Consider the following 18,463-nt stretch of genomic DNA (forward strand, 5'->3'; position numbering starts at 1 on the left):
GAACGGCGCGATACGGGCAGATATCCCGCACATTTCGTCGCTGTGACACACTCCACAGTGCGCCCCTTTTCTGTGGTATTTTCCGGGCAAAAGCGGTCATAGAGCCGTCCATATCGCCGCCCCTTCACGGGCGCGTGATAACACATGGATGCGCCGTGCGTAACCCCGCCCGACGATGCAATTTGAACTTTCCGTCGGTAAATTCAATCCGCATGACCGCCGCACACGCAGACTTGTCAGCGGAATTCCTGGAAATGCCGGAGGGCCTTCGGATCGACCGTCCGGAGGTCGCCGACGGGGCCGCCCTCTGGCGTATCGCCAAGGACTCCCGAACCCTCGACCTGAACTCCTCGTACAGCTATCTGCTGTGGTGCCGTGACTTCGCCGGCACCTCGGCGGTGGCACGCGACGCCGACGGGCGGCCCGTCGGTTTCGTGACCGCGTACGTGCGCCCCGAGCGTCCGCGCACCCTGCTCGTGTGGCAGGTGGCCGTCGACGCGGCGTACCGAGGCCGCGGACTGGCCGCTCGGCTGCTCGACGGGCTGACCGCGCGGGTGGCGGCCGAGCGCGGACTCTCCGTCGTCGAGACCACCATCACGCCGGGCAACACCGCGTCCGAGCGCCTGTTCCTGTCGTACGCACAGCGCCATGGCGCGGCCGTCGAGCGCGAGGTGCTGTTCGAGACGGGGCAGTTCCCCGACGGGCCGCACGACCCCGAAGTGCTGTACCGCATCGGCCCCTTCTCCCGCTGAACCTCTTCTCCCCCGCCCCCCTTCTTCCTCCCCCCACGCTTCGAGGAGCCATTCGCCGTGACCATCACCCCGCCCGACCTGAGCATCTTCGAGACCCTGGAGTCGGAGGTGCGCAGCTACTGCCGCAACTGGCCCACCGTCTTCGACCGCGCCCGGGGCAGCCGGATGTACGACGAGGACGGACACGAGTACCTCGACTTCTTCGCCGGTGCCGGGTCCCTGAACTACGGGCACAACAACCCCGTGCTCAAACGGGCCCTGATCGACTACCTGGAGCGCGACGGCGTCACCCACGGACTCGACATGTCGACGACGGCCAAACGCGGCTTCCTGGAGGCCTTCCAGAACCTGGTGCTGCGGCCGCGCGATCTGCCGTACAAGGTGATGTTCCCGGGCCCGACCGGCACCAACGCCGTCGAGTCCGCGCTGAAGCTCGCGCGGAAGGTGAAGGGGCGCGAGGCGATCGTGTCGTTCACCAACGCCTTCCACGGGATGTCGCTCGGCTCGCTCGCCGTGACCGGCAACGCCTTCAAGCGGGCCGGCGCCGGCATCCCGCTGGTGCACGGGACCCCGATGCCGTTCGACAACTACTTCGACGGCCAGGTCCCGGACTTCCTGTGGTTCGAGCGACTCCTGGAGGACCAGGGCTCGGGCCTCAACCAGCCCGCCGCGGTGATCGTCGAGACCGTGCAGGGCGAGGGCGGCATCAACGTCGCGCGGCCCGAGTGGCTGCGGGCCCTCGCCGACCTGTGCGAGCGCCGCGACATGCTGCTGATCGTCGACGACATCCAGATGGGCTGCGGGCGCACGGGCGCGTTCTTCTCCTTCGAGGAGGCGGGGGTCGTGCCCGACATCGTGACCGTCTCCAAGTCCATCAGCGGGTACGGGCTGCCGATGTCGCTGTGCCTGTTCAAGCCCGAGCTGGACATCTGGGAGCCGGGCGAGCACAACGGCACCTTCCGCGGCAACAATCCGGCGTTCGTCACGGCCGCCGCCGCCCTGGAGGCCTACTGGGCCGACGGCTCCGCGATGGAGAAGCAGACTCGCGCCCGTGGCGAGCAGGTCGAGCAGGCGCTGATCTCCATCACCGAGGAGAACCTCGCCGACATCAAGGAGTACCGGGGCCGCGGGCTCGTCTGGGGCATCGAGTTCAAGGAGAAGGCACGCGCCGGGCGGGTCGCGCAGCGCGCCTTCGAACTCGGTCTGCTCATCGAGACGTCCGGCCCCGAGAGCGAGGTCGTGAAACTGCTGCCCGCGCTCACGATCACCCCCGACGAGCTCGACGAGGGCCTGCGCACCCTCGCCCGCGCCGTCCGCGAGACCGTCTGACCAGACCGCCGCACACCACCAGAAGCACGAGAGAGAGGCATCGCACCACCGTGATAGTCCGTTCGTTCAAGGATGTCGAAGGCACCGACCGGCACGTGAAGGCGGCGACCGGCACCTGGGAGAGCAAGCGCATCGTCCTCGCCAAGGAGAAGGTCGGCTTCTCCCTGCACGAGACGATCCTGTACGCGGGTACGGAGACGCAGATGTGGTACGCGAACCACATCGAGGCCGTGCTCTGTGTGGAGGGCGAAGCCGAACTCACCAACGACGAGACCGGCGAGAAGCACTGGATCACGCCCGGGACGATGTACCTGCTGGACGGTCACGAGCGCCACACCATGCGTCCCAGGACCGACTTCCGGTGCGTCTGTGTCTTCAACCCGCCCGTCACCGGACGGGAGGACCACGACGAGAACGGCGTCTACCCGCTGCTCACCGAACCCGAGGAGGTGTGACACACCGATGACCACACTCACCGATCTGTACCCCAGCCGAGGCGCCACCGAAGTGGCCGTGCCCCGACAGGACCCGGTCGTCTGGGGCGCGCCGGGCGATCCCGGCCCGATCACTTCGCCCGAACTCCAGGCGTACGAACGCGACGGCTTCCTCCCCGTCGAGGAGCTGATCTCCGAGGACGAGGTGGCCGTCTACCGGCAGGAGCTGGAACGGCTCGTCACCGACCCGGCGATCCGTGCCGACGACCGCTCGATCATCGAGCCGCAGACGCAGGAGATCCGGTCCGTCTTCGAGGTGCACCGGATCAGCGAGATCTTCGCCCGGCTCGTGCGCGACGAGCGCGTCGTCGGCCGGGCCCGGCAGATCCTCGGCTCCGACGTGTACGTCCACCAGTCGCGGATCAACGTCAAGCCGGGCTTCGGGGCGAGTGGCTTCTACTGGCACTCGGACTTCGAGACCTGGCACGCCGAGGACGGTCTGCCGAACATGCGGACGGTGTCCGTCTCGATCGCGCTGACCGAGAACTACGACAGCAACGGCGGCCTCATGATCATGCCGGGGTCGCACAAGACGTACCTCGGGTGTGCGGGGGCCACGCCGAAGGACAACTACAAGAAGTCGCTGCAGATGCAGGACGCCGGCACGCCGTCCGACGAGGCTCTCACCCGGTTCGCCACCCGGCACGGCATCAAGCTCTTCACGGGCCGCGCCGGTTCGGCGACCTGGTTCGACTGCAACTGCATGCACGGTTCGGGCGACAACATCACGCCGTTCCCGCGCAGCAACGTCTTCATCGTGTTCAACAGCGTGGAGAACACCGCGGTGGAGCCCTTCGCGGCTCCGGTGCGCAGGCCGGAATTCATCGGGGCACGGGACTTCACGCCGGTGCGGTGACGTCCTCCGGCGGTACGGAGCCCGCCGGTACGGGGTCGCGGCTTCGCCGGTTCCGGCTCGGGCCGGGTCCTCACTCTCATGTACGGGTGAGGGCCCGGCCCTCGGCGTTCCGGCGCCGCGCCCGGTGCCTACAGCCAGGCCAGAGCCGCGGCCTCTTCCAGTACGGCGTCGATCGCGGCGGCGTCCCCCGTCGCGCCGCGCGGCACCTCGCCGGGCGCGTACCGGCCGCCGACCAGCAGGCAGAAGTCGACCGGTTCCAGGACGAGTTCGGCCCGGACGGGCTCGTCCTCGGAGCCCAGCACCCACTGTGCGTCGGATCCCCCGCCGGCCACCGCGAACAGCACCGGAGGCGCCGCGGGGCCGAGGGCCGTTCCGAGGACACGCACCGCGAGGCGGACGAGCTGCCACAGGTGAGGGTCCGGCGGCGGGGGCACGACGAGTCCGAGGGCCCGCCCGATGTCGTCGGTGTGGATCCACGTCTCGAAGGCGCGCACGACGAAGTGGTCCGCGACGGGCAGCCGGGCACCCATCAACGTGGTGGCGTGCGCGGCCCGTTCGGGATCGGTCGCCTCCGGTGCGGCCAGCAGCGCGGCGGCCTGCGCAGTCCACGCGGCGACGGTCTCCTCGGGCGGGCGCCGGTGCTCGTGGGCGATCACCTCGGCGGTCCGGGCGGCCCAGGCGTCCCGCCACGGCGTCTCCCCCGCTCCCGCCGGCTCCGGCGTCCGCGCCACGAGGCCGAGATGCCGCGCCAACGGCTCGTCCGCCGCGATCAGATGGGCGACGGTGGCGTGCACGTCCCAGTCGTGCACGACCGGCGTGCCCCAGGGCCCCCGGCCCTCCACCTCCCGCAGCAGCGACCGGAGTCCGGCGACCGCCGCGGCGTAGGGGGCGGCGTGCCGGGCCACCCGGGGAGCGGCCGGACGGGACCGAAGAGCGAGGGCCAGTACGCCGTCGGCGGTGCCGTTCGCCGGGGAGGGGCGCCGCGGTCCGTCCAGCAGCCGTACCGTCTCGCGCAGCCGCTCCGCCTCAGCGGCACAGGACTCGCACTCGGCCAGATGGAGCGGGACGGTCTTCTCGTCGGCGGGCGTCAGGGCGCCGACGGCCCAGGCCGCCAGCAGGTCCCGCATCCGTTCGTGGTGCGTGCTCATCGTCCGCCGCCCTTCCGGGCCGGGTCCGGCATGCCGGCCGCGCCCGGCCTCCCTCCTCCCACCATACGCACGCGCCCTCCGGCCGGTGCCACCCGTGACGTCATCACGCGCCCCGCTCCAACGCGGGATCGGGCGGGTCGGCGAGGGTCTCGGCGAGTCTGCGCAGGGCGGCGCGCAGCCGGGTCTTCGCGGTGCCCTCCGGGATGCCCAGTTCCACGGCCGCCTGCCGGTAGGTGCGGCCCGCGAAGTAGGCGAGATGGACCACCTCGCGCTGGGGCTGCGGGAGTTCGGCGAGCGCGGTGTGCAGCAGCAGTGAGCGTTCTCGGTCGACGACCGTCTCGTCGGGGCCCGGCGCGGCGTCGGGGATGGCGTGCAGCGCCGCGTCGTCGGCGCGGGCGTCCTTGCGGTGCCGGGCCTCGCCGCGCACCCAGTCCACCGCCCGCCGGTGGGCGAGCATGGACAGCCAGGTGCGCAGCGTGCCGCGGCGGGCGTCGAAGGCGTACGGCCTGCTCCAGAGCTGGGCGAAGACCTCCTGCGCCACGTCCTCGGCGGCCGCCGGGCTGCGGGTGACCCGGACGGCGACCCGCCGGACCAGCCCGCCGTACGCGGCGTACACCTCACCCAGCGCGGACTCGTCGCCGTACACCAGCCGCCGGTGCAACTCGGCGTCAGCGAGCGTCGGTTCCACCGGCACCACCACCTCGTGGTGCCCTTCCTAGCGCCCCGCCGCACCCGGCGCCAGAGGGCCGGTGCGGCGCGCGGACGCTCAGCCGGGCAGCACGTCGAGCAGCCGGTCGACGTCGTCCGGGGTGTTGTACAGATGGAACGCCGCCCTCAAGTTGCCCGAACGGTCGGAGACTTCGACTCCGGCACGGCTCAACTCGCCCTGGAGACGGCCGAGTCCGGGCACGGAGACGATCGAGGAGCCGGGGGCGGGGACCGGTTCGTGGCCGCGTTCGAGCAGGCCGGCGCGGAAGCGGTCGGCGAGCGCGAGGTCGTGGTCCCGCACCCGCTCCACGCCCAGTTCCTCGAGGAGTTCCAGCGAATGCCGGGCTCCGGCGTACGCGAAGAGGCTCGGGCTCTCGTCGAACCGCCGTGCGGAGTGGGCGAGTTCCTCGACGGGGCCGTAGCAGCTGTCCCAGGGGACCTCGCCCGCGACCCAGCCGGCGAACACCGGGGTGAGTCCGCCGAGATCCTCCGGGACGACCAGGAAAGCCACGCCGCGCGGGCAGACGAGCCACTTGAAGGCGACGGAGGAGACGTAGTCGTAGGCGTCGGCGTTCAGCGGCAGCCATCCGGCGGCCTGGGACGCGTCGATGTACGTACGGGCGCCGTGCTCCCGCGCGGCCTCCCGGATCGCCTCCAGTCCGGCGATCCGGCCGTCGGCGGACTGTGCGGCGCTCACCGCGACGAGCGCGGTGCCGGAGTGCACGGATTCGGCGATCCGCTCCAGCGGTACGGCGCGGACCTTGAGGTCGCCGCGGACATGGAAGGGCGTCACGACGGAGCTGAAGTCGGCCTCCGCGGTGAGGACTTCGGCGCCCGGCGGCAGCGAGGCGGCGATCAGTCCGCTGTACACGGCGACCGAGGCCCCGGCCGCCACCCGGCGGTCGGGCACCCCGACGAGCCGGGCGAACGACGAGCGGGCCGCCTCGACGTCCGCGAACATGTCGGCGGGCTGCCCGGCGGCCACGGAGTCCACGGCGGCCCGCATCGCGGTCACGGTGCGGGCCGGCAGCAGACCGGTGCTGGCGGTGTTCAGATAGGTGTTCTTCGGGGCGAACTCGGTACGGACGAGGGTCTCGAAGGTCTCCATGGGACCACTGTGGGCCCAGACGATGTCCAAGTCCATTGCGGATTTTTACGCAGTTTCCCCAAGGAGCGCTTATGAATCGGTTCCGACCTGCGCTTTTCCGTGCCGGGGCTCCGACCTGCGCCGTTCAGCCCTGGGGAACGGCGCACCCGTCCGGACCGCAGGCCTCGGCGTCGGCGGCTCCGTCCTGGATCAGCTTCAGCTGCGGCCGCTCGCCCCACGCCTGGGCCAGCGCCTGCGCGAACACCTCGGCGGGCTGCGCGCCGGAGACGCCGTACGTGCGGTCGAGGACGAAGAAGGGGACGCCGTTCGCGCCCAGCTCGGCGGCCTCGCGCTCGTCGGCGCGGACGTCGTCGGCGTAGGCGGCCGGGTCGGCGAGCACCGCGCGGGCGGCGTCGGCGTCGAGCCCGGCGGCGACGGCCAGCTCCACGAGCCGCTCGTCGTCACCGAAGACGGTCCGCTCCTCGGCGAAGTTCGCCTCGTAGAAGAGGCCGATCAGCTCGTCCTGGCGGCCCCGCTCCTTGGCGAGGTGCAGCAGACGGTGCATGTCGAAGGTGTTGCCGTGGTCGCGGTCCCGGGTGCGGTACGCGAGGCCCTCGGCGGCGGCCTGCGTTCCGAGGTTCTCCTCACCCGCCTGCGCCTGCGCCTCGCTCATGCCGTACTTCTTGGTGAGCATCGTGATCACCGGCTGGATGTCGCCCTTGGCGCGGCCCGGGTCGAGCTCGAAGGAGCGGTGCACGACCTCGACCTGGTCACGGTGCGGGAAGGCGTCCAGCGCCTTCTCGAAGCGGGCCTTTCCGACATAGCACCACGGGCAGGCGATGTCGCTCCAGATCTCGACGCGCATTCTTCGGCTCTCTCCAGGTCGTACGGATACGGGACACCCTCCAGGGACGTCGTTGTGTGAACGTTCAAACGGCTCGGGTCATTCCCCGGTCGCGGTTCCGGCCCCGGTCGCCGTCCCCGTCCCGGTCGCCGCACGGGGCGCGGCCCGGGGCACCTCGTACCGCAGATACCGGTGGTGATCGTCCTCCGCGGGCGGGTTCTCCGGGTCGGGTACCCAGCCCAGGCGGGCGTAGAAGGCCTGGGCGCGCCGGTTGTCGACGTGCACGTCGAGCGTCGCCGTGCGCTTCCCGTCCGCCTGCCACTCCTCCACGCAGGCCGCGTGCAGCTCCGTTCCGATGCCGGCCCGCCAGCGGTCGGGGTCGACATGGAACTGGTAGAGCTTGACCATGTCGGCGGGTGCGCCCTCGGCCGTGCGGAAGGAGGCGATGCCCGCGATCCGGCCGTCCAGCACGCAGCACAGCACATGGCCGTCCGGGCGCTCGATGGCGCTCCGCCAGGCGGCGAGCCAGTCCGTGCCGTCCCGCGGCACCCCGTCCGGGTAGTACGTCGCCCGGGCCCGGGCGTGCAGGTCGGCGACGACGGCCGCCTCGGCGGGCAGCGCGGTCCTGATCACCCGGCGCACATGATTCACACGGTCCTCGATCACGCACGTGAGGACGTGATTGCGGACGGTGCGGTTCCGGGACGGCGTGGTCCCGGGGGCCAGGAAACCCGGACGGACCCGGGCCCCGGGAACCCGGGGTCGCTAGTTGCCGTCGCGCAGGTCGAGCGGCCAGGCCGGACGGAACTCGATGCTCTCGTACGTCACCACGCAGCCCTCCCCCATCGGCGACTGCGTCATGAAGCCCACCAGCGCCGCCCCGGTCTCCTTCTCGTCGGCCAGGGTGAACAGGCGGACGAAGGTCCAGCGCTCGCCGTCGCGGGAGGCGTGGAAGGCGAAGGCGCGACCCGTGCGGCTCACCCGCAGCCAGACGGAACTGCCGTCGACGGTGAAGGAGTTGGCGTCGTCGGAGTGTCCGCGAGTGACCACCGTGCAGACGGTGGGCACGTCCGGGGAGTACTCCAGACACAGCTTGGCCCAGGCCCGCTCCCCGACGTGGACGTAGAGAACGCCCGCGTCGAAGGCCCCCCTGAAGCCGACCGTCACGCGGGCGATCAGCTGGAAGTCTCCCTCCGGCGCCCCGAGCAGCCGCGGCGCGTCCGAGGCCGGGTCGAGCCCCTCACCGGTGGGCGGCACGAAGCGGTCCTGCCGGGGACCGGCCCAGCCGGTGAGCGCTCCGTCCTCGTACGACCAGTGCCCGCCGGGGCCGTAGGTGCGGAGGGGGAAGGGGAGTTCGGGGAGTTCGACGTCCATGGTCCGAGTCTCTCAGGTCGGTGGCCGCGCCCCTGGGGGACGCGGGAAACCGCGTCCGCCCCTGGGGGACGCGGGAAACCGCGTGATCGGTCACGCGGCACCCCGCGGCCCGCGAAGGTCACGCCCGGGGCACTACCGCTCCAGACGTCCGTCGTAACGCCGGGGCAGACCCAGCGGGTTGTCGTCCCGCAGCTCGGGCGGCAGCAGCGCCTCGGGCACACCCTGATAGGCCACCGGCCGCATCCAGCGCTCGATGGCGCTGCCGCCGACCGACGTGGACGTCGAGGTCGTCGCGGGGTACGGCCCGCCGTGGTGCTGGGCCGGAGCGACGGCGACACCCGTCGGCCAGCCGTTCACCAGCACACGGCCCGCGAGGGAGGTCAGCTCGGCGAGGATCTCCGCACCGCGCCCCTCGCCCGCCGCTTCCTCGGCGGAGAGCTGCACCGTGGCCGTGAGGTTGCCCGGCAGCCGGGAGAGCACCGCGCCGGCCTCGGAATCGTCCTCGTAGCGCGCCACGACCGTGAGCGGCCCGAAGCACTCCTCCAGGAGCAGATCGTGCTCGCCCTCGCCCGCGAGCCTGCTCGCGGGCACGGTCAGGAAGCCGGGGCTCACCGTGTGCTCGCCGCCCGCGCCCGGTGTCACCGGGGCCTGGACGTCCGGGAGTCCGGCGCGCTCGGCGACCCCGGCGATGAAGTTGTCGCGCATCCGGTGGTCGAGCAGGACCCCGGAGGCGGTGTCGCTCACCGCGTCGGTCAGCGACTTCAGCAGACGGTCGCCCGCCGCGCCGGCCGGCGCGAGCACCAGGCCCGGCTTCACACAGAACTGGCCGACGCCCATGGTCATCGAGCCGGCGAGACCCGCGCCGATCTCCTCCGCGCGCTCGGCGGCCGCGGCCTCGGTCACGACGACCGGGTTGAGGGAGCCCAGCTCGCCGTGGAACGGGATCGGCACCGGACGCGCGGAGGCCGCGTCGAACAGCGCGCGCCCGCCGCGGATCGAGCCGGTGAACCCGGCCGCCGCGATCAGCGGGTGCCGGACCAGCTCGACGCCGGCCTCGAAGCCGTGCACGAGGCCGATGACGCCGTCGGGGATGTCGTGCCGGGCGGCGGCCCGGCGCAGGACGGCCGCGACCAGCTCGGAGAGCGCCGGGTGGTCGGGGTGGCCCTTGACGACGACCGGGCAGCCCGCGGCCAGCGCGCTCGCCGTGTCGCCGCCGGCGACCGAGAACGCGAAGGGGAAGTTCGAGGCCGAGTACACGGCGACGACGCCCAGTGCCACCTTGTAGCGGCGCAGGTCCGGGATCGGCGGGGTGGCCGTGCCGTCGGGGTGGTTGATGACGACGTCGAGGAAGGCGCCCTCGTCGACGATTCCGGCAAAGGCACGCAACTGGTAGCAGGTGCGGGCGAGTTCACCGGTGAGCCGGACCGGGCCGAGCGCGGTCTCGGCGTCGGCGGCCTCGACGAGCTGGTCCTTCGCGCCTTCGAGCAGGTCGGCGGCGGTGCGCAGGAACGCGGCGCGGACGGTGCGGTCGACGAGAGCGGGGCGCGCGGCGTGCGCGGCGCGGACGGCCTCGTCCACCTCCTGGGCTGTGGCCTCCACCGCAACCTGTTCCCGCTGCTTCCCGGTTCGGGGGTCGACACTCCAGACTGGTGCTGCTGCCACCGCGGGTCCCTTCAGATGTGATGCCACAGTTCTTGTGTCACTCACCAGGGGTGTTCGATATGCTGAACGCTGTCTCTGATGGTGAATATCCTGTTGGAGACTATTTCCCGTCCAACGAAGGGGTCAAGGGCGATGTCGGCAGGCGAGACAGGCGGCGGGGCGCAGGTCAAGTCCGCGGTACGGACCGTGGAATTGCTGGAGTACTTCGCCGGCCGGCCCGGAATGCACTCCCTCGCGGCGGTCCAGGAGGCCGTCGGCTATCCCAAGTCCAGCCTCTACATGCTGCTGCGGACGCTCGTGGAGCTCGGCTGGGTCGAGACGGACGCGACGGGCACGCGGTACGGCATCGGCGTACGGGCCCTGCTGGTCGGCACCTCGTACATCGACGGCGACGAGGTGGTCGCCGCGGCCCGCCCCACGCTCGACCGCCTCTCCGACGACACCACGGAGACCATCCACCTCGCGCGCCTGGACGGCACGAACGTCGTCTATCTGGCCACCCGGCAGTCGCAGCACTACCTGCGCCCCTTCACCCGGGTCGGCCGCCGGCTCCCCGCCCACTCCACCTCGCTCGGCAAGGCGCTGCTGGCCACGCACACCGACGAGCAGGTCCGCAAGATGCTGCCCGAGACGCTGCCCGCGCTGACCGAGCACACCATCACGGACCGGGAGAAGCTCATCGAGGAGCTGCGCCAGGTGCGGGAGCAGGGCTTCGCGGTGGACCGCGAGGAGAACACGCTGGGACTGCGCTGCTTCGGTGTGGCGATCCCGTACCGCACACCCGCCCGTGACGCGATCAGCTGCTCGGTGCCTGTGGCGCGGCTCACCCCCGCGCACGAGCAGATGGTCAAGGACGCCCTGTTCGACGCCCGCGACCGTCTCACCCTGGCCACCCGCAGGCTCTGACCGGTCCCGGCTCCGACCGGTCCGGACTCCGGCGGGTCCGTGCGACGGCGGCTTCACGAGGGGCGGCCGGCACGACGGCGGCTTCATGAAGGACTCATGAGAAATCCGGGCGGATGGGAACGATTCGCTCCTGTCCGCTCGTCCTTCTGTGCGGGATGAACAAGACGATCAGGCGTGCCGCCGTCTTCAGTCTGCTGCTCGTGCTCTCCCTGCTGGTCAGGGCGACATGGGTGCAGTTCTACGACGGCCGGGCACTCGCGGACGACAAGGACAACCGACGGAACGCGATCTCGCTGTACGCGAATCCGCTCGGGAACATCATCGTGGCCGGAGACGCGATCACCGGTTCCGCGAAGACGAAGGGCGGCGACCTCAAGTACAAGCGGACGTACACGGACGGCAGCCTGTACGCGGCGGTCACCGGCTACAGCTCGCAGGTGTACGGGGCGACCCAGCTGGAGGGCATCTACCGGGACCTGCTCGACGGCTCGGACATCCAGCTGAAGAACCCGCTGGACTCCCTCACGAACAAGCGCGCCGACCCCGGTGATGTGATCACGACGATCGACCCGGCCGTGCAGAAGGCGGCGTACGAGGCGCTCGGGAACAACAAGGGTGCCGCCGTCGCGATCGACCCGAAGACCGGCAAGATCCTCGCGGTCGTCTCGACACCGTCGTACGACCCGACGTCGATCAGCGCGGGCAACACCAGCGTCTGGCAGCGGCTGACCAAGGACGCCGACAAGCCGCTGGTCAACCGCGCGCTGCGGCAGCCGCTGCCGCCGGGCTCGACGTTCAAGCTGGTCGTGGCCGCCGCCGCGCTGGAGAACGGTCTGTACTCGGACGTGGACGCGAAGACGGACAGTCCTGACCCGTACACGCTGCCGAACACGACGACCGTCCTGAAGAACGAGAACACGTCCGCGCCGTGCGAGAACGCCTCGATCCGGGTCGCGCTCCAGTACTCCTGCAACAACGTCTTCGCCAAGATGGCCGTCGACCTGGGTCAGGACGAGGTCAGGGCGACTGCGGAGAAGTTCGGCTTCAACGACACGGCCCAGGACGTGCCGGTGCGGGCGTACACCAGCGTGTACCCCTCGGACATGGACAAGTCGTCCACGGCACTGACCGGTATCGGTCAGTTCGACGTCACCGCGACCCCGCTCCAGATGGCGATGGTGTCCGCCGCTATTGCCAACGACGGCAAGCTGGTCTCGCCGCACATGGTGTCGCAGACCAGTGACGCCGACGGCGATGTGCTGAAGAACTACGACGACAGCACGTCGACCGAGAGGATCGTCAGCTCGGACACGGCCCGGCAGCTCCGGTCCGCGATGCAGACGGTCGTCGAGGAGGGCACGGGCACGAACGCCCTGATCCCCGGCGCGACCGTGGGCGGCAAGACCGGCACGGCCCAGCACGGCGAGAAGAACAGCAAGACGCCGTACGCCTGGTTCACGTCCTACGCGAAGTCCGACACCAGCGGCAAGGAGGTCGCCGTCGCGGTGATGGTCGAGCAGTCGAACGCGGCGCGCTCGGAGGTCAGCGGCAACGGACTGGCCGCGCCGGTGGCCAAGGCGATGATGCGGGCGGCGCTGCAGGACTGACGCGCCGACGGCCCCGCGCTCCTGCGAGCGCGGGGCCATGAGGTCCGGCTACTTCACCCCGAGCAGCTGCTCCAGCGGGTCGATCGCGAAGTACACCAGGAACAGCGCGGAGGCCGCCCACAGCAGCCAGTGGACCTCCTTGGCCTTCCCCAGCACCGTCTTGATCAGGACGTACGCCAGGAACCCCGCGCCGATGCCGTTGGTGATCGAGTACGTGAACGGCATCACGGCGATGGTCAGGAACGCGGGGATGGCGATCTCGTACTTGTCCCAGTCGATGTGCTTGACCTGGGTCATCATCAGGAAGCCGACGGCGACGAGCGCGGGCGCCGCGGCCTGCAGCGGGACGATCGTGAGGATTGGCGTCAGGAAGAGCGCGAGGGCGAACAGCCCACCGGTGACGAGGTTGGCGAACCCGGTGCGCGCGCCCTCGCCGACGCCCGCGGCCGACTCGATGTACGAGGTCGAGGACGAGGCCGAGGCCGCGCCGCCGGCGACCGCGGCGGCGCCGTCGATCAGCAGCACCCGCCCGAGGTTCGGCACCTTGCCCTCCTCGTCCAGCAGGCCCGCCTCGGCGCTGATGCCGACGACCGTGCCCATGGTGTCGAAGAAGTCGGACAGGACGAGGGTGAAGACCAGCAGGACGACGGTGATCGCGCTGGTCTCGCCGAACGCGCCGAACAGGCTGAAGTGACCGAGCAGCCCGAAGTCCGGTGAGGCCACCACGTCGTCGGGCACCTTGGGCGTGGTCAGGCCCCAGCTCTTGATGTCGGCGACGGAGTTGATGACGATCGCCACGACCGTCATGGTGACGATGCTGATCAGGATCGCGCCCTTGACCTTGCGGGCGAGCAGACCGATGGTCAGCAGGACACCGAGACAGAAGACGAGAATCGGCCAGCCGGCGAGCGCGCCCGTGCCGCCGAGCTGCACCGGCACGGTGGTGTTCGCCGCGTCCGGGATACGGGTGGCGAAACCGGCGTCCACGAAGCCGATGAAGGCGATGAACAGGCCGATACCGACGCTGATCGCCTGCTTCAGCGGCTGCGGGATCGCGTGCATGACGGCCTCCCGCAGACCGGTCACCACCAGCACGCAGATGAGCAGGCCCTCCAGGACGATCAGGCCCATCGCGTCGTCCCAGCTCATCAGCGGGGCGATCTGGAAGGCGACGACCGCGTTGAGACCGAGGCCGGCGGCGAGTGCGAGCGGGAGGTTGCCGCCCACGCCCATGATGATCGTCATGACCGCGGCCACCAGGGCGGTGGCGGTGGTCAGTTGGACGGCGTCGAGCTGGTGGCCGAACTTGTCCTTGGCGCTGCCCAGGATGATCGGGTTCAGGACGAGGATGTAGGCCATCGTGAAGAACGTGGCGAATCCGCCGCGTATCTCCCGGCCGAAGGTGGAGCCCCTCGCGGCTATCTTGAAGAACCCGTCGACTCTGCCTGCCGCCGGGGGTGCGGCACTTGGCCGGTCGGCCACCTTCTGCGCTTCGGACATGGCGATACTCCTCGTTACCTGCGTGCCTGGTGTGCGGATGCTGGCTGGATTGTTCCCCCGATCAACCGCTTTCAGGTTTTCCCCGTGTTACGGAATCGAGTTCGGCCCGCCATACGCTGTTCGAAGGCCCGTACGACCGGCTGGTACGCTCACGCAACTCGCCCCACCGGAACGCCCTTTCCCACAGGTGAATCACAGGGGCCGTATACGCCGCACCCGCACCGGTGCCACCGCCGAGCGAGGAGAGGTACCCCGTGGGCACTGTCGTCGACGACGCCGCCTCCGTGGAGTTCCACGCCTTCTTCGAGCGGCACTACAACGAACTGGCCCGTCTGGCACAGCTGTTGACGGGCGAGCCGGACGCCGCGGACGATCTGGCCGCCGACGCGCTGCTCGCGCTGTGGCACCGCTGGGACCGGGTGCGGGCCGCCGACCATCCGGTGGCGTACGCGCGCGGTGTGGTCGCCAATCTCGCCCGCACCCGGATCCGCGCCGCGGTGCGCGAGCGCAGACGGATCACGCTCTTCTGGTCGCAGCGCGAGGACAGGGCCGAGAACCCCGACGTACCGGGCACGGTCGACGTGCAGGAGGCGCTGCGCCGGCTGCCGTTCCGCAAGCGCGCCTGTGTCGTGCTGCGGCACGCCTTCGATCTGTCGGAGAAGGACACCGCGCTCGCCCTCGGGATCTCCGTCGGTACGGTGAAGAGCCAGACATCGAAGGGCATGACCGAACTGAAGCGGCTGCTCGGCACCGAGGAGGCGTCGGTGCGGGTGCGCGCGGGAGTGCTGCCCTTGGGCGGAGCCGGAGGGCGAGACCGATGAGGGAGGCGCGGGACGTGCACGACGAGCTGCGCGCCCGGCTGCGCGAGGCGGCCGAGGCGCACGAGCCCGACCGCGCGTACATCCTGGCCCGCGTGGAACGGGGCATGGCGGGCGTCGGCGAGCGGCGGCCCTCGCGACGCGCGGCCCGCCCGCCCCTGCTCGGCTGGGCCCGTGTCGTGGGCGCCACGGCCGCGGTCGCGAGCGTCCTCGCGGTGGGTGGCTACGCGGTCGCCTCGGCGGTGCGGGACGACGCCCCGCCACAGCGGACCGTCGCGGTCTCGCCGACCCCCGACCCCTCGCCGGACCCGACCGGGCGGGCGCCGGTCGCACCCGAACCCAGCCGTCGCTCCGGTACGCCGAGGGAGTCCGACGAGCCGGGTCCGTCGCCCTCGGACACCCCCACGGCGACCGCACCCACCGCGACCCGGGCGCCCTCCGGGAAGACCGCGGACGGGCCGTTGTGGTCGGACGGCTCGGTCGACCCGCACAGCAACGAGTTCTGGGCGCAGAGCGATGTCACCCTGAAGACGGGCGAGCGACTCACCGCGCTCACCGTCGAGTTGAAGATCCGGCAGACCGGCGGGGTGAGCGACGCGGGCGCCTGGCGTTCGGCGCCCGAGAGCGACTTCACGACGACCGTCGCCGAACGGGACGGCTTCCTCGTCTACACCTGGGTGCTCAAGGCGGGGCACACGGTCTGGCCGGGCGAGTGGGTCTTCGCGGGCCAGTACGACCACGACCGCGGCGGCCGCGACGCGAAGGACGACGGCTACACGGTGACGGCGACCGTGAAGAGCGGCGAACGGTCCACCGTGGCGGGGGACTTCGCGGCGCACGGCGACGACGACTCGTAGCGGACGGGCGCCGCGGGGGGGGTGCCCCTATGGGTTTCGTCAAGCTGATGTGGCGGGCTGTGGGTCGTAGAAGGTGCCGTCGCGGAGCATCGCGAAGAGCACGTCGGCTCGTCGTCTGGCGAGGCAGAGGAGGGCCTGGGTGTGGTGCTTTCCCTGGCTGATCTTCTTGTCGTAGTAGGTCCGGGAGGCAGGGTCGGCCAGAGCCGCGAACGCGGACAGGAAGAAGGCCCGTTTGAGCTGCTTGTTTCCGCGTCGGGAGGGTTGTTCGCCGCGGATCGAGGAGCCCGAGCTGCGGGTTGTTGGGGCGAGGCCGGCGTAGGCGGCGAGGTGGGCGGCGGTCGGGAACGAACTGCCGTCGCCGACGTCGATGAGGATGCGGGCTCCGGTCCTGACGCCGATCCCCGGCATGGACGTCAGGACCTTCGAAAGAGGGTGGTTCTCCAGCAGTTCCTCGATCCGAGTGGCCAAGAGTTTCCGCTGGTCAAGCACCGCTCGGAGCGAGTTGGCGAGGCTGGGGACGATCAGAGCGGCCGCGTCGGTGCCTGGGACGACAACGGTCTGTTCGTCCAGTGCGGTGAAGATGTCGTCGACGAGTCGCTCGGCCATCCGCGGTGCCTTCGGACGTATCAGCGTCACGAGCCGGCGCCGTCCGGCTTTGCGGATCTGGGCCGGGGAGCCGAATTGGTCGAGGAGTTCGAGCACGGCCGGGTGTTGGACGCGCGGGCCCAGTACCCGTTCCAGCGACGGGTGGATCTGCGTCAGCAGGCCCCGCATGCGGTTGCTGATGCGGGTTGCTTCGCCGGCCAGGTCGTCGTCGAAGCCGACGATCATCTCCAGCTCGGCGATGGTCTCTTCCTCGAGGGCGACCGAGCGGAGTGTGTGAGGCATGACGCGGGCCGCGTCGGCGATGACGAACGCATCCCGGGCATCGGTCTTGGCCTCGCCGGGATAGAGGTCGGCGATCCGCCGCATCGTCAGCCCGGGCAGATAGGCGACTTCGCAGCCCATGTCCCGGGCCACTGCCAGCGGCAGAGCCCCGATCGAGGCCGGCTGGTCGACCACAACGAGCACGGTCCCGTGCTTGGCCTGCAGCTTGCCGAATACTTCGCGGAGCTTTGGCTCGCTGTTGGGCAGCCGCTTGTCGAAAGCCTTCTTTCCGGCTGGGGTGACGGCGGTGGCGTGGTGTTCGCCTTTGCCGACGTCCAGGCCGAGGAAAGCGCCGATGTCACTGACGTCGATCACGTGCGTCCTTCGGTCGTCCTCGCCCGGCCGTCCCACGGCACCGATCGCCACATCCACATTACGAAGAGCCTCCCGACCTGCGAAGAAGCCGGTGGTCATGCCCCTAATCAGCGGTCTGTCGATGCCTTCGAAGCCGGTGACACCACCCCCCAAGACATGCGATCGACAGGGGGAGAAAGTCATGCCCACTCCGAAGGCCGGGCGCCCCATTGCGGGGCTACCAAAACGGTAATGGGGGGGGCTCATGGCCCGCGTCCGCCGTCCGGCGGACGACCGGCGGCGGCCTGCGGCGGACCCCGTCGCCACGGCGGCCCGTGACGGACCCCCGCGAGAAAGATCCGCGGGCGCGGCAACCCTTTCCCCGGCGGTGGCGACCAGGAGAGGCAAGATCTCCTCACCACTCAAGGAACTCGGTTCATGACTGCACGAGTTGAACAGCCCGTCCGCCACCGCCGCCGGGTCACCGGACGGCGTGCCGTGATCGGTGGCGTGTCCGCCCTCGCCCTCACCGGCGCGGCGATCGTCACGACCTCGGCGCTGGGCTCGGCGGGCGCGGCGACGACCTGGCCGGAGGCCAAAGGCAGCAAGGCCGTGTCGTCGACGATCTCGGTGTCGGGCACCTACGACGGCAAGCTGACGAAGTTCTACGGCAGCGGCGCCCTCGGGACCGGCGGCCAGGACGAGGACCAGGGACCGATCTTCGAGCTCGCGGACGGCGCTGTCCTCAAGAACGTCGTCATCGGCACCCCCGCCGCCGACGGCGTCCACTGCCTTGGCAGTTGCACCCTGCAGAACGTGTGGTGGCTGGACGTCGGCGAGGACGCGGCGAGCTTCAAGGGCACGTCGTCCTCGGCCGTCTACAAGGTCTACGGCGGCGGCGCCAAGGGCGCGGACGACAAGGTCCTGCAGTTCAACGGCGCGGGCAAACTGGTGGTCAGCAAGTTCCAGGTCGAGAACTTCGGCAAGCTGGTGCGCAGTTGCGGCAACTGCAAGACGCAGTTCAAGCGGACGGTCGTCATCGCCGACGTCGATGTGACGGCGCCGGGCAAGGCGATCGCGGGCATCAACTCCAACTACGGCGACACGGCTTCGCTGCGCAACATCCGCGTCCACGGCGACACCAAGAAGAAGATCAAGACGTGTGTCCGCTTCCAGGGCAACAACACGGGCAAGGAGCCGAAGGAGATCGGCACGGGCCCGGACGGGACGTCGTGCCGGTTCACGGCGTCGGACGTCACGTACGACTGAGTCCGGCGATTCGCCGGCACCCCGGAAACAA

The 18,463-nt window shown here is 70.6% G+C and carries 18 protein-coding genes; 9 read left to right on the top strand and 9 right to left on the bottom strand.

Annotation, left to right across the window (positions count from 1 at the left end):
• Positions 1–212: 212 nt before the first annotated feature.
• From ectA to thpD, 4 genes are read left to right on the top strand one after another with little or no spacing between them, the layout of a single operon-like run.
• Positions 213–752 (top strand): diaminobutyrate acetyltransferase, encoded by a 540-nt coding sequence (gene ectA, locus OG788_RS12680; RefSeq protein ID WP_351537525.1) that lies wholly within the window; start codon positions 213–215, stop codon positions 750–752.
• Between the two features lie 57 nt (positions 753–809).
• Positions 810–2,081, top strand: coding sequence for a diaminobutyrate--2-oxoglutarate transaminase (gene ectB / locus OG788_RS12685; RefSeq protein WP_406370778.1), 1,272 nt, complete (start codon positions 810–812; stop codon positions 2,079–2,081).
• A gap of 50 nt (positions 2,082–2,131) precedes the next feature.
• Complete coding sequence (locus tag OG788_RS12690) at positions 2,132–2,536, top strand: ectoine synthase (RefSeq protein ID WP_266757283.1); 405 nt, start codon at positions 2,132–2,134, stop codon at positions 2,534–2,536.
• Positions 2,537–2,543: 7 nt separating this feature from the next.
• Positions 2,544–3,431, top strand: coding sequence for an ectoine hydroxylase (gene thpD, locus OG788_RS12695; protein WP_406370780.1), 888 nt, complete (start codon positions 2,544–2,546; stop codon positions 3,429–3,431).
• A gap of 128 nt (positions 3,432–3,559) precedes the next feature.
• Here the strand turns inward: thpD and OG788_RS12700 are convergent, their stop codons facing one another.
• The 7 genes from OG788_RS12700 to OG788_RS12730 all read right to left on the bottom strand — a co-directional run bounded on the left by OG788_RS12700 (position 3,560) and on the right by OG788_RS12730 (position 10,254).
• Positions 3,560–4,579, bottom strand: coding sequence for a maleylpyruvate isomerase family mycothiol-dependent enzyme (locus OG788_RS12700; protein ID WP_406370782.1), 1,020 nt, complete (start codon positions 4,577–4,579; stop codon positions 3,560–3,562).
• A gap of 103 nt (positions 4,580–4,682) precedes the next feature.
• Positions 4,683–5,279 carry an RNA polymerase sigma factor gene (locus OG788_RS12705; protein WP_406370784.1) on the bottom strand — a complete coding sequence of 199 codons (597 nt, stop codon included), beginning with the start codon at positions 5,277–5,279 and terminating at the stop codon, positions 4,683–4,685.
• Positions 5,280–5,345: 66 nt separating this feature from the next.
• A complete protein-coding gene (locus OG788_RS12710) occupies positions 5,346–6,395 on the bottom strand; it encodes an aminotransferase class V-fold PLP-dependent enzyme (RefSeq protein ID WP_356754207.1) in 1,050 nt (349 codons plus the stop codon).
• A gap of 124 nt (positions 6,396–6,519) precedes the next feature.
• On the bottom strand, positions 6,520–7,239 hold the full coding sequence (locus OG788_RS12715) for a DsbA family oxidoreductase (protein ID WP_351537511.1): 720 nt from the start codon (positions 7,237–7,239) through the stop codon (positions 6,520–6,522).
• A gap of 78 nt (positions 7,240–7,317) precedes the next feature.
• Positions 7,318–7,884, bottom strand: coding sequence for a GNAT family N-acetyltransferase (locus OG788_RS12720; protein ID WP_406370786.1), 567 nt, complete (start codon positions 7,882–7,884; stop codon positions 7,318–7,320).
• A 99-nt stretch (positions 7,885–7,983) separates the two neighbouring features.
• A complete protein-coding gene (locus OG788_RS12725) occupies positions 7,984–8,592 on the bottom strand; it encodes a DUF1349 domain-containing protein (protein WP_351537505.1) in 609 nt (202 codons plus the stop codon).
• 132 nt (positions 8,593–8,724) lie between these two features.
• The gene (locus OG788_RS12730; RefSeq protein WP_406370788.1) at positions 8,725–10,254 is read right to left on the bottom strand and encodes an aldehyde dehydrogenase (NADP(+)); all 1,530 of its coding nucleotides are present in this window, start codon (positions 10,252–10,254) and stop codon (positions 8,725–8,727) included.
• 132 nt (positions 10,255–10,386) lie between these two features.
• Between OG788_RS12730 and OG788_RS12735 the strand changes: the two genes are divergently transcribed.
• Together OG788_RS12735 and OG788_RS12740 are read left to right on the top strand one after the other, a co-directional pair.
• Positions 10,387–11,160 (top strand): IclR family transcriptional regulator, encoded by a 774-nt coding sequence (locus tag OG788_RS12735; RefSeq protein ID WP_081223720.1) that lies wholly within the window; start codon positions 10,387–10,389, stop codon positions 11,158–11,160.
• Between the two features lie 155 nt (positions 11,161–11,315).
• The gene (locus tag OG788_RS12740; protein ID WP_406370790.1) at positions 11,316–12,767 is read left to right on the top strand and encodes a peptidoglycan D,D-transpeptidase FtsI family protein; all 1,452 of its coding nucleotides are present in this window, start codon (positions 11,316–11,318) and stop codon (positions 12,765–12,767) included.
• A gap of 48 nt (positions 12,768–12,815) precedes the next feature.
• Here the strand turns inward: OG788_RS12740 and OG788_RS12745 are convergent, their stop codons facing one another.
• A complete protein-coding gene (locus OG788_RS12745; RefSeq protein ID WP_266757302.1) occupies positions 12,816–14,267 on the bottom strand; it encodes an NCS2 family permease in 1,452 nt (483 codons plus the stop codon).
• Positions 14,268–14,521: 254 nt separating this feature from the next.
• Here OG788_RS12745 and OG788_RS12750 point away from each other — a divergent pair, with 254 nt between their 5' ends.
• Together OG788_RS12750 and OG788_RS12755 are read left to right on the top strand one after the other, a co-directional pair.
• The gene (locus tag OG788_RS12750; RefSeq protein WP_356754112.1) at positions 14,522–15,088 is read left to right on the top strand and encodes a SigE family RNA polymerase sigma factor; all 567 of its coding nucleotides are present in this window, start codon (positions 14,522–14,524) and stop codon (positions 15,086–15,088) included.
• A complete protein-coding gene (locus OG788_RS12755; protein ID WP_406370792.1) occupies positions 15,085–15,942 on the top strand; it encodes a hypothetical protein in 858 nt (285 codons plus the stop codon). The genes OG788_RS12750 and OG788_RS12755 overlap by 4 nt, the downstream gene beginning before the upstream one ends.
• A 39-nt stretch (positions 15,943–15,981) precedes the next feature.
• Here the strand turns inward: OG788_RS12755 and OG788_RS12760 are convergent, their stop codons facing one another.
• The gene (locus tag OG788_RS12760; RefSeq protein WP_406376641.1) at positions 15,982–17,184 is read right to left on the bottom strand and encodes an IS110 family transposase; all 1,203 of its coding nucleotides are present in this window, start codon (positions 17,182–17,184) and stop codon (positions 15,982–15,984) included.
• 417 nt (positions 17,185–17,601) lie between these two features.
• Between OG788_RS12760 and OG788_RS12765 the strand changes: the two genes are divergently transcribed.
• Positions 17,602–18,432, top strand: a complete 831-nt coding sequence (locus tag OG788_RS12765; RefSeq protein ID WP_406370794.1) for a pectate lyase — start codon at positions 17,602–17,604, stop codon at positions 18,430–18,432.
• Positions 18,433–18,463 lie beyond the last annotated feature (31 nt).

It is taken from the genome of Streptomyces sp. NBC_00647 (assembly GCF_045207245.1).
Classification (GTDB): Bacteria; Actinomycetota; Actinomycetes; order Streptomycetales; family Streptomycetaceae; genus Streptomyces.

Excerpts from the sequence above, each read along its gene's own strand:
- ectA (WP_351537525.1), top strand. The coding sequence starts at position 213 with ATGACCGCCGCACACGCAGACTTGTCAGCGGAATTCCTGGAAATGCCG.
- thpD (WP_406370780.1), top strand. The coding sequence starts at position 2,544 with ATGACCACACTCACCGATCTGTACCCCAGCCGAGGCGCCACCGAAGTG.
- OG788_RS12700 (WP_406370782.1), bottom strand. The coding sequence starts at position 4,579 with ATGAGCACGCACCACGAACGGATGCGGGACCTGCTGGCGGCCTGGGCC.
- OG788_RS12710 (WP_356754207.1), bottom strand. The coding sequence starts at position 6,395 with ATGGAGACCTTCGAGACCCTCGTCCGTACCGAGTTCGCCCCGAAGAAC.
- OG788_RS12715 (WP_351537511.1), bottom strand. The coding sequence starts at position 7,239 with ATGCGCGTCGAGATCTGGAGCGACATCGCCTGCCCGTGGTGCTATGTC.
- OG788_RS12725 (WP_351537505.1), bottom strand. The coding sequence starts at position 8,592 with ATGGACGTCGAACTCCCCGAACTCCCCTTCCCCCTCCGCACCTACGGC.
- OG788_RS12735 (WP_081223720.1), top strand. The coding sequence starts at position 10,387 with ATGTCGGCAGGCGAGACAGGCGGCGGGGCGCAGGTCAAGTCCGCGGTA.
- OG788_RS12740 (WP_406370790.1), top strand. The coding sequence starts at position 11,316 with ATGAACAAGACGATCAGGCGTGCCGCCGTCTTCAGTCTGCTGCTCGTG.
- OG788_RS12745 (WP_266757302.1), bottom strand. The coding sequence starts at position 14,267 with ATGTCCGAAGCGCAGAAGGTGGCCGACCGGCCAAGTGCCGCACCCCCG.
- OG788_RS12755 (WP_406370792.1), top strand. The coding sequence starts at position 15,085 with ATGAGGGAGGCGCGGGACGTGCACGACGAGCTGCGCGCCCGGCTGCGC.
- OG788_RS12765 (WP_406370794.1), top strand. The coding sequence starts at position 17,602 with ATGACTGCACGAGTTGAACAGCCCGTCCGCCACCGCCGCCGGGTCACC.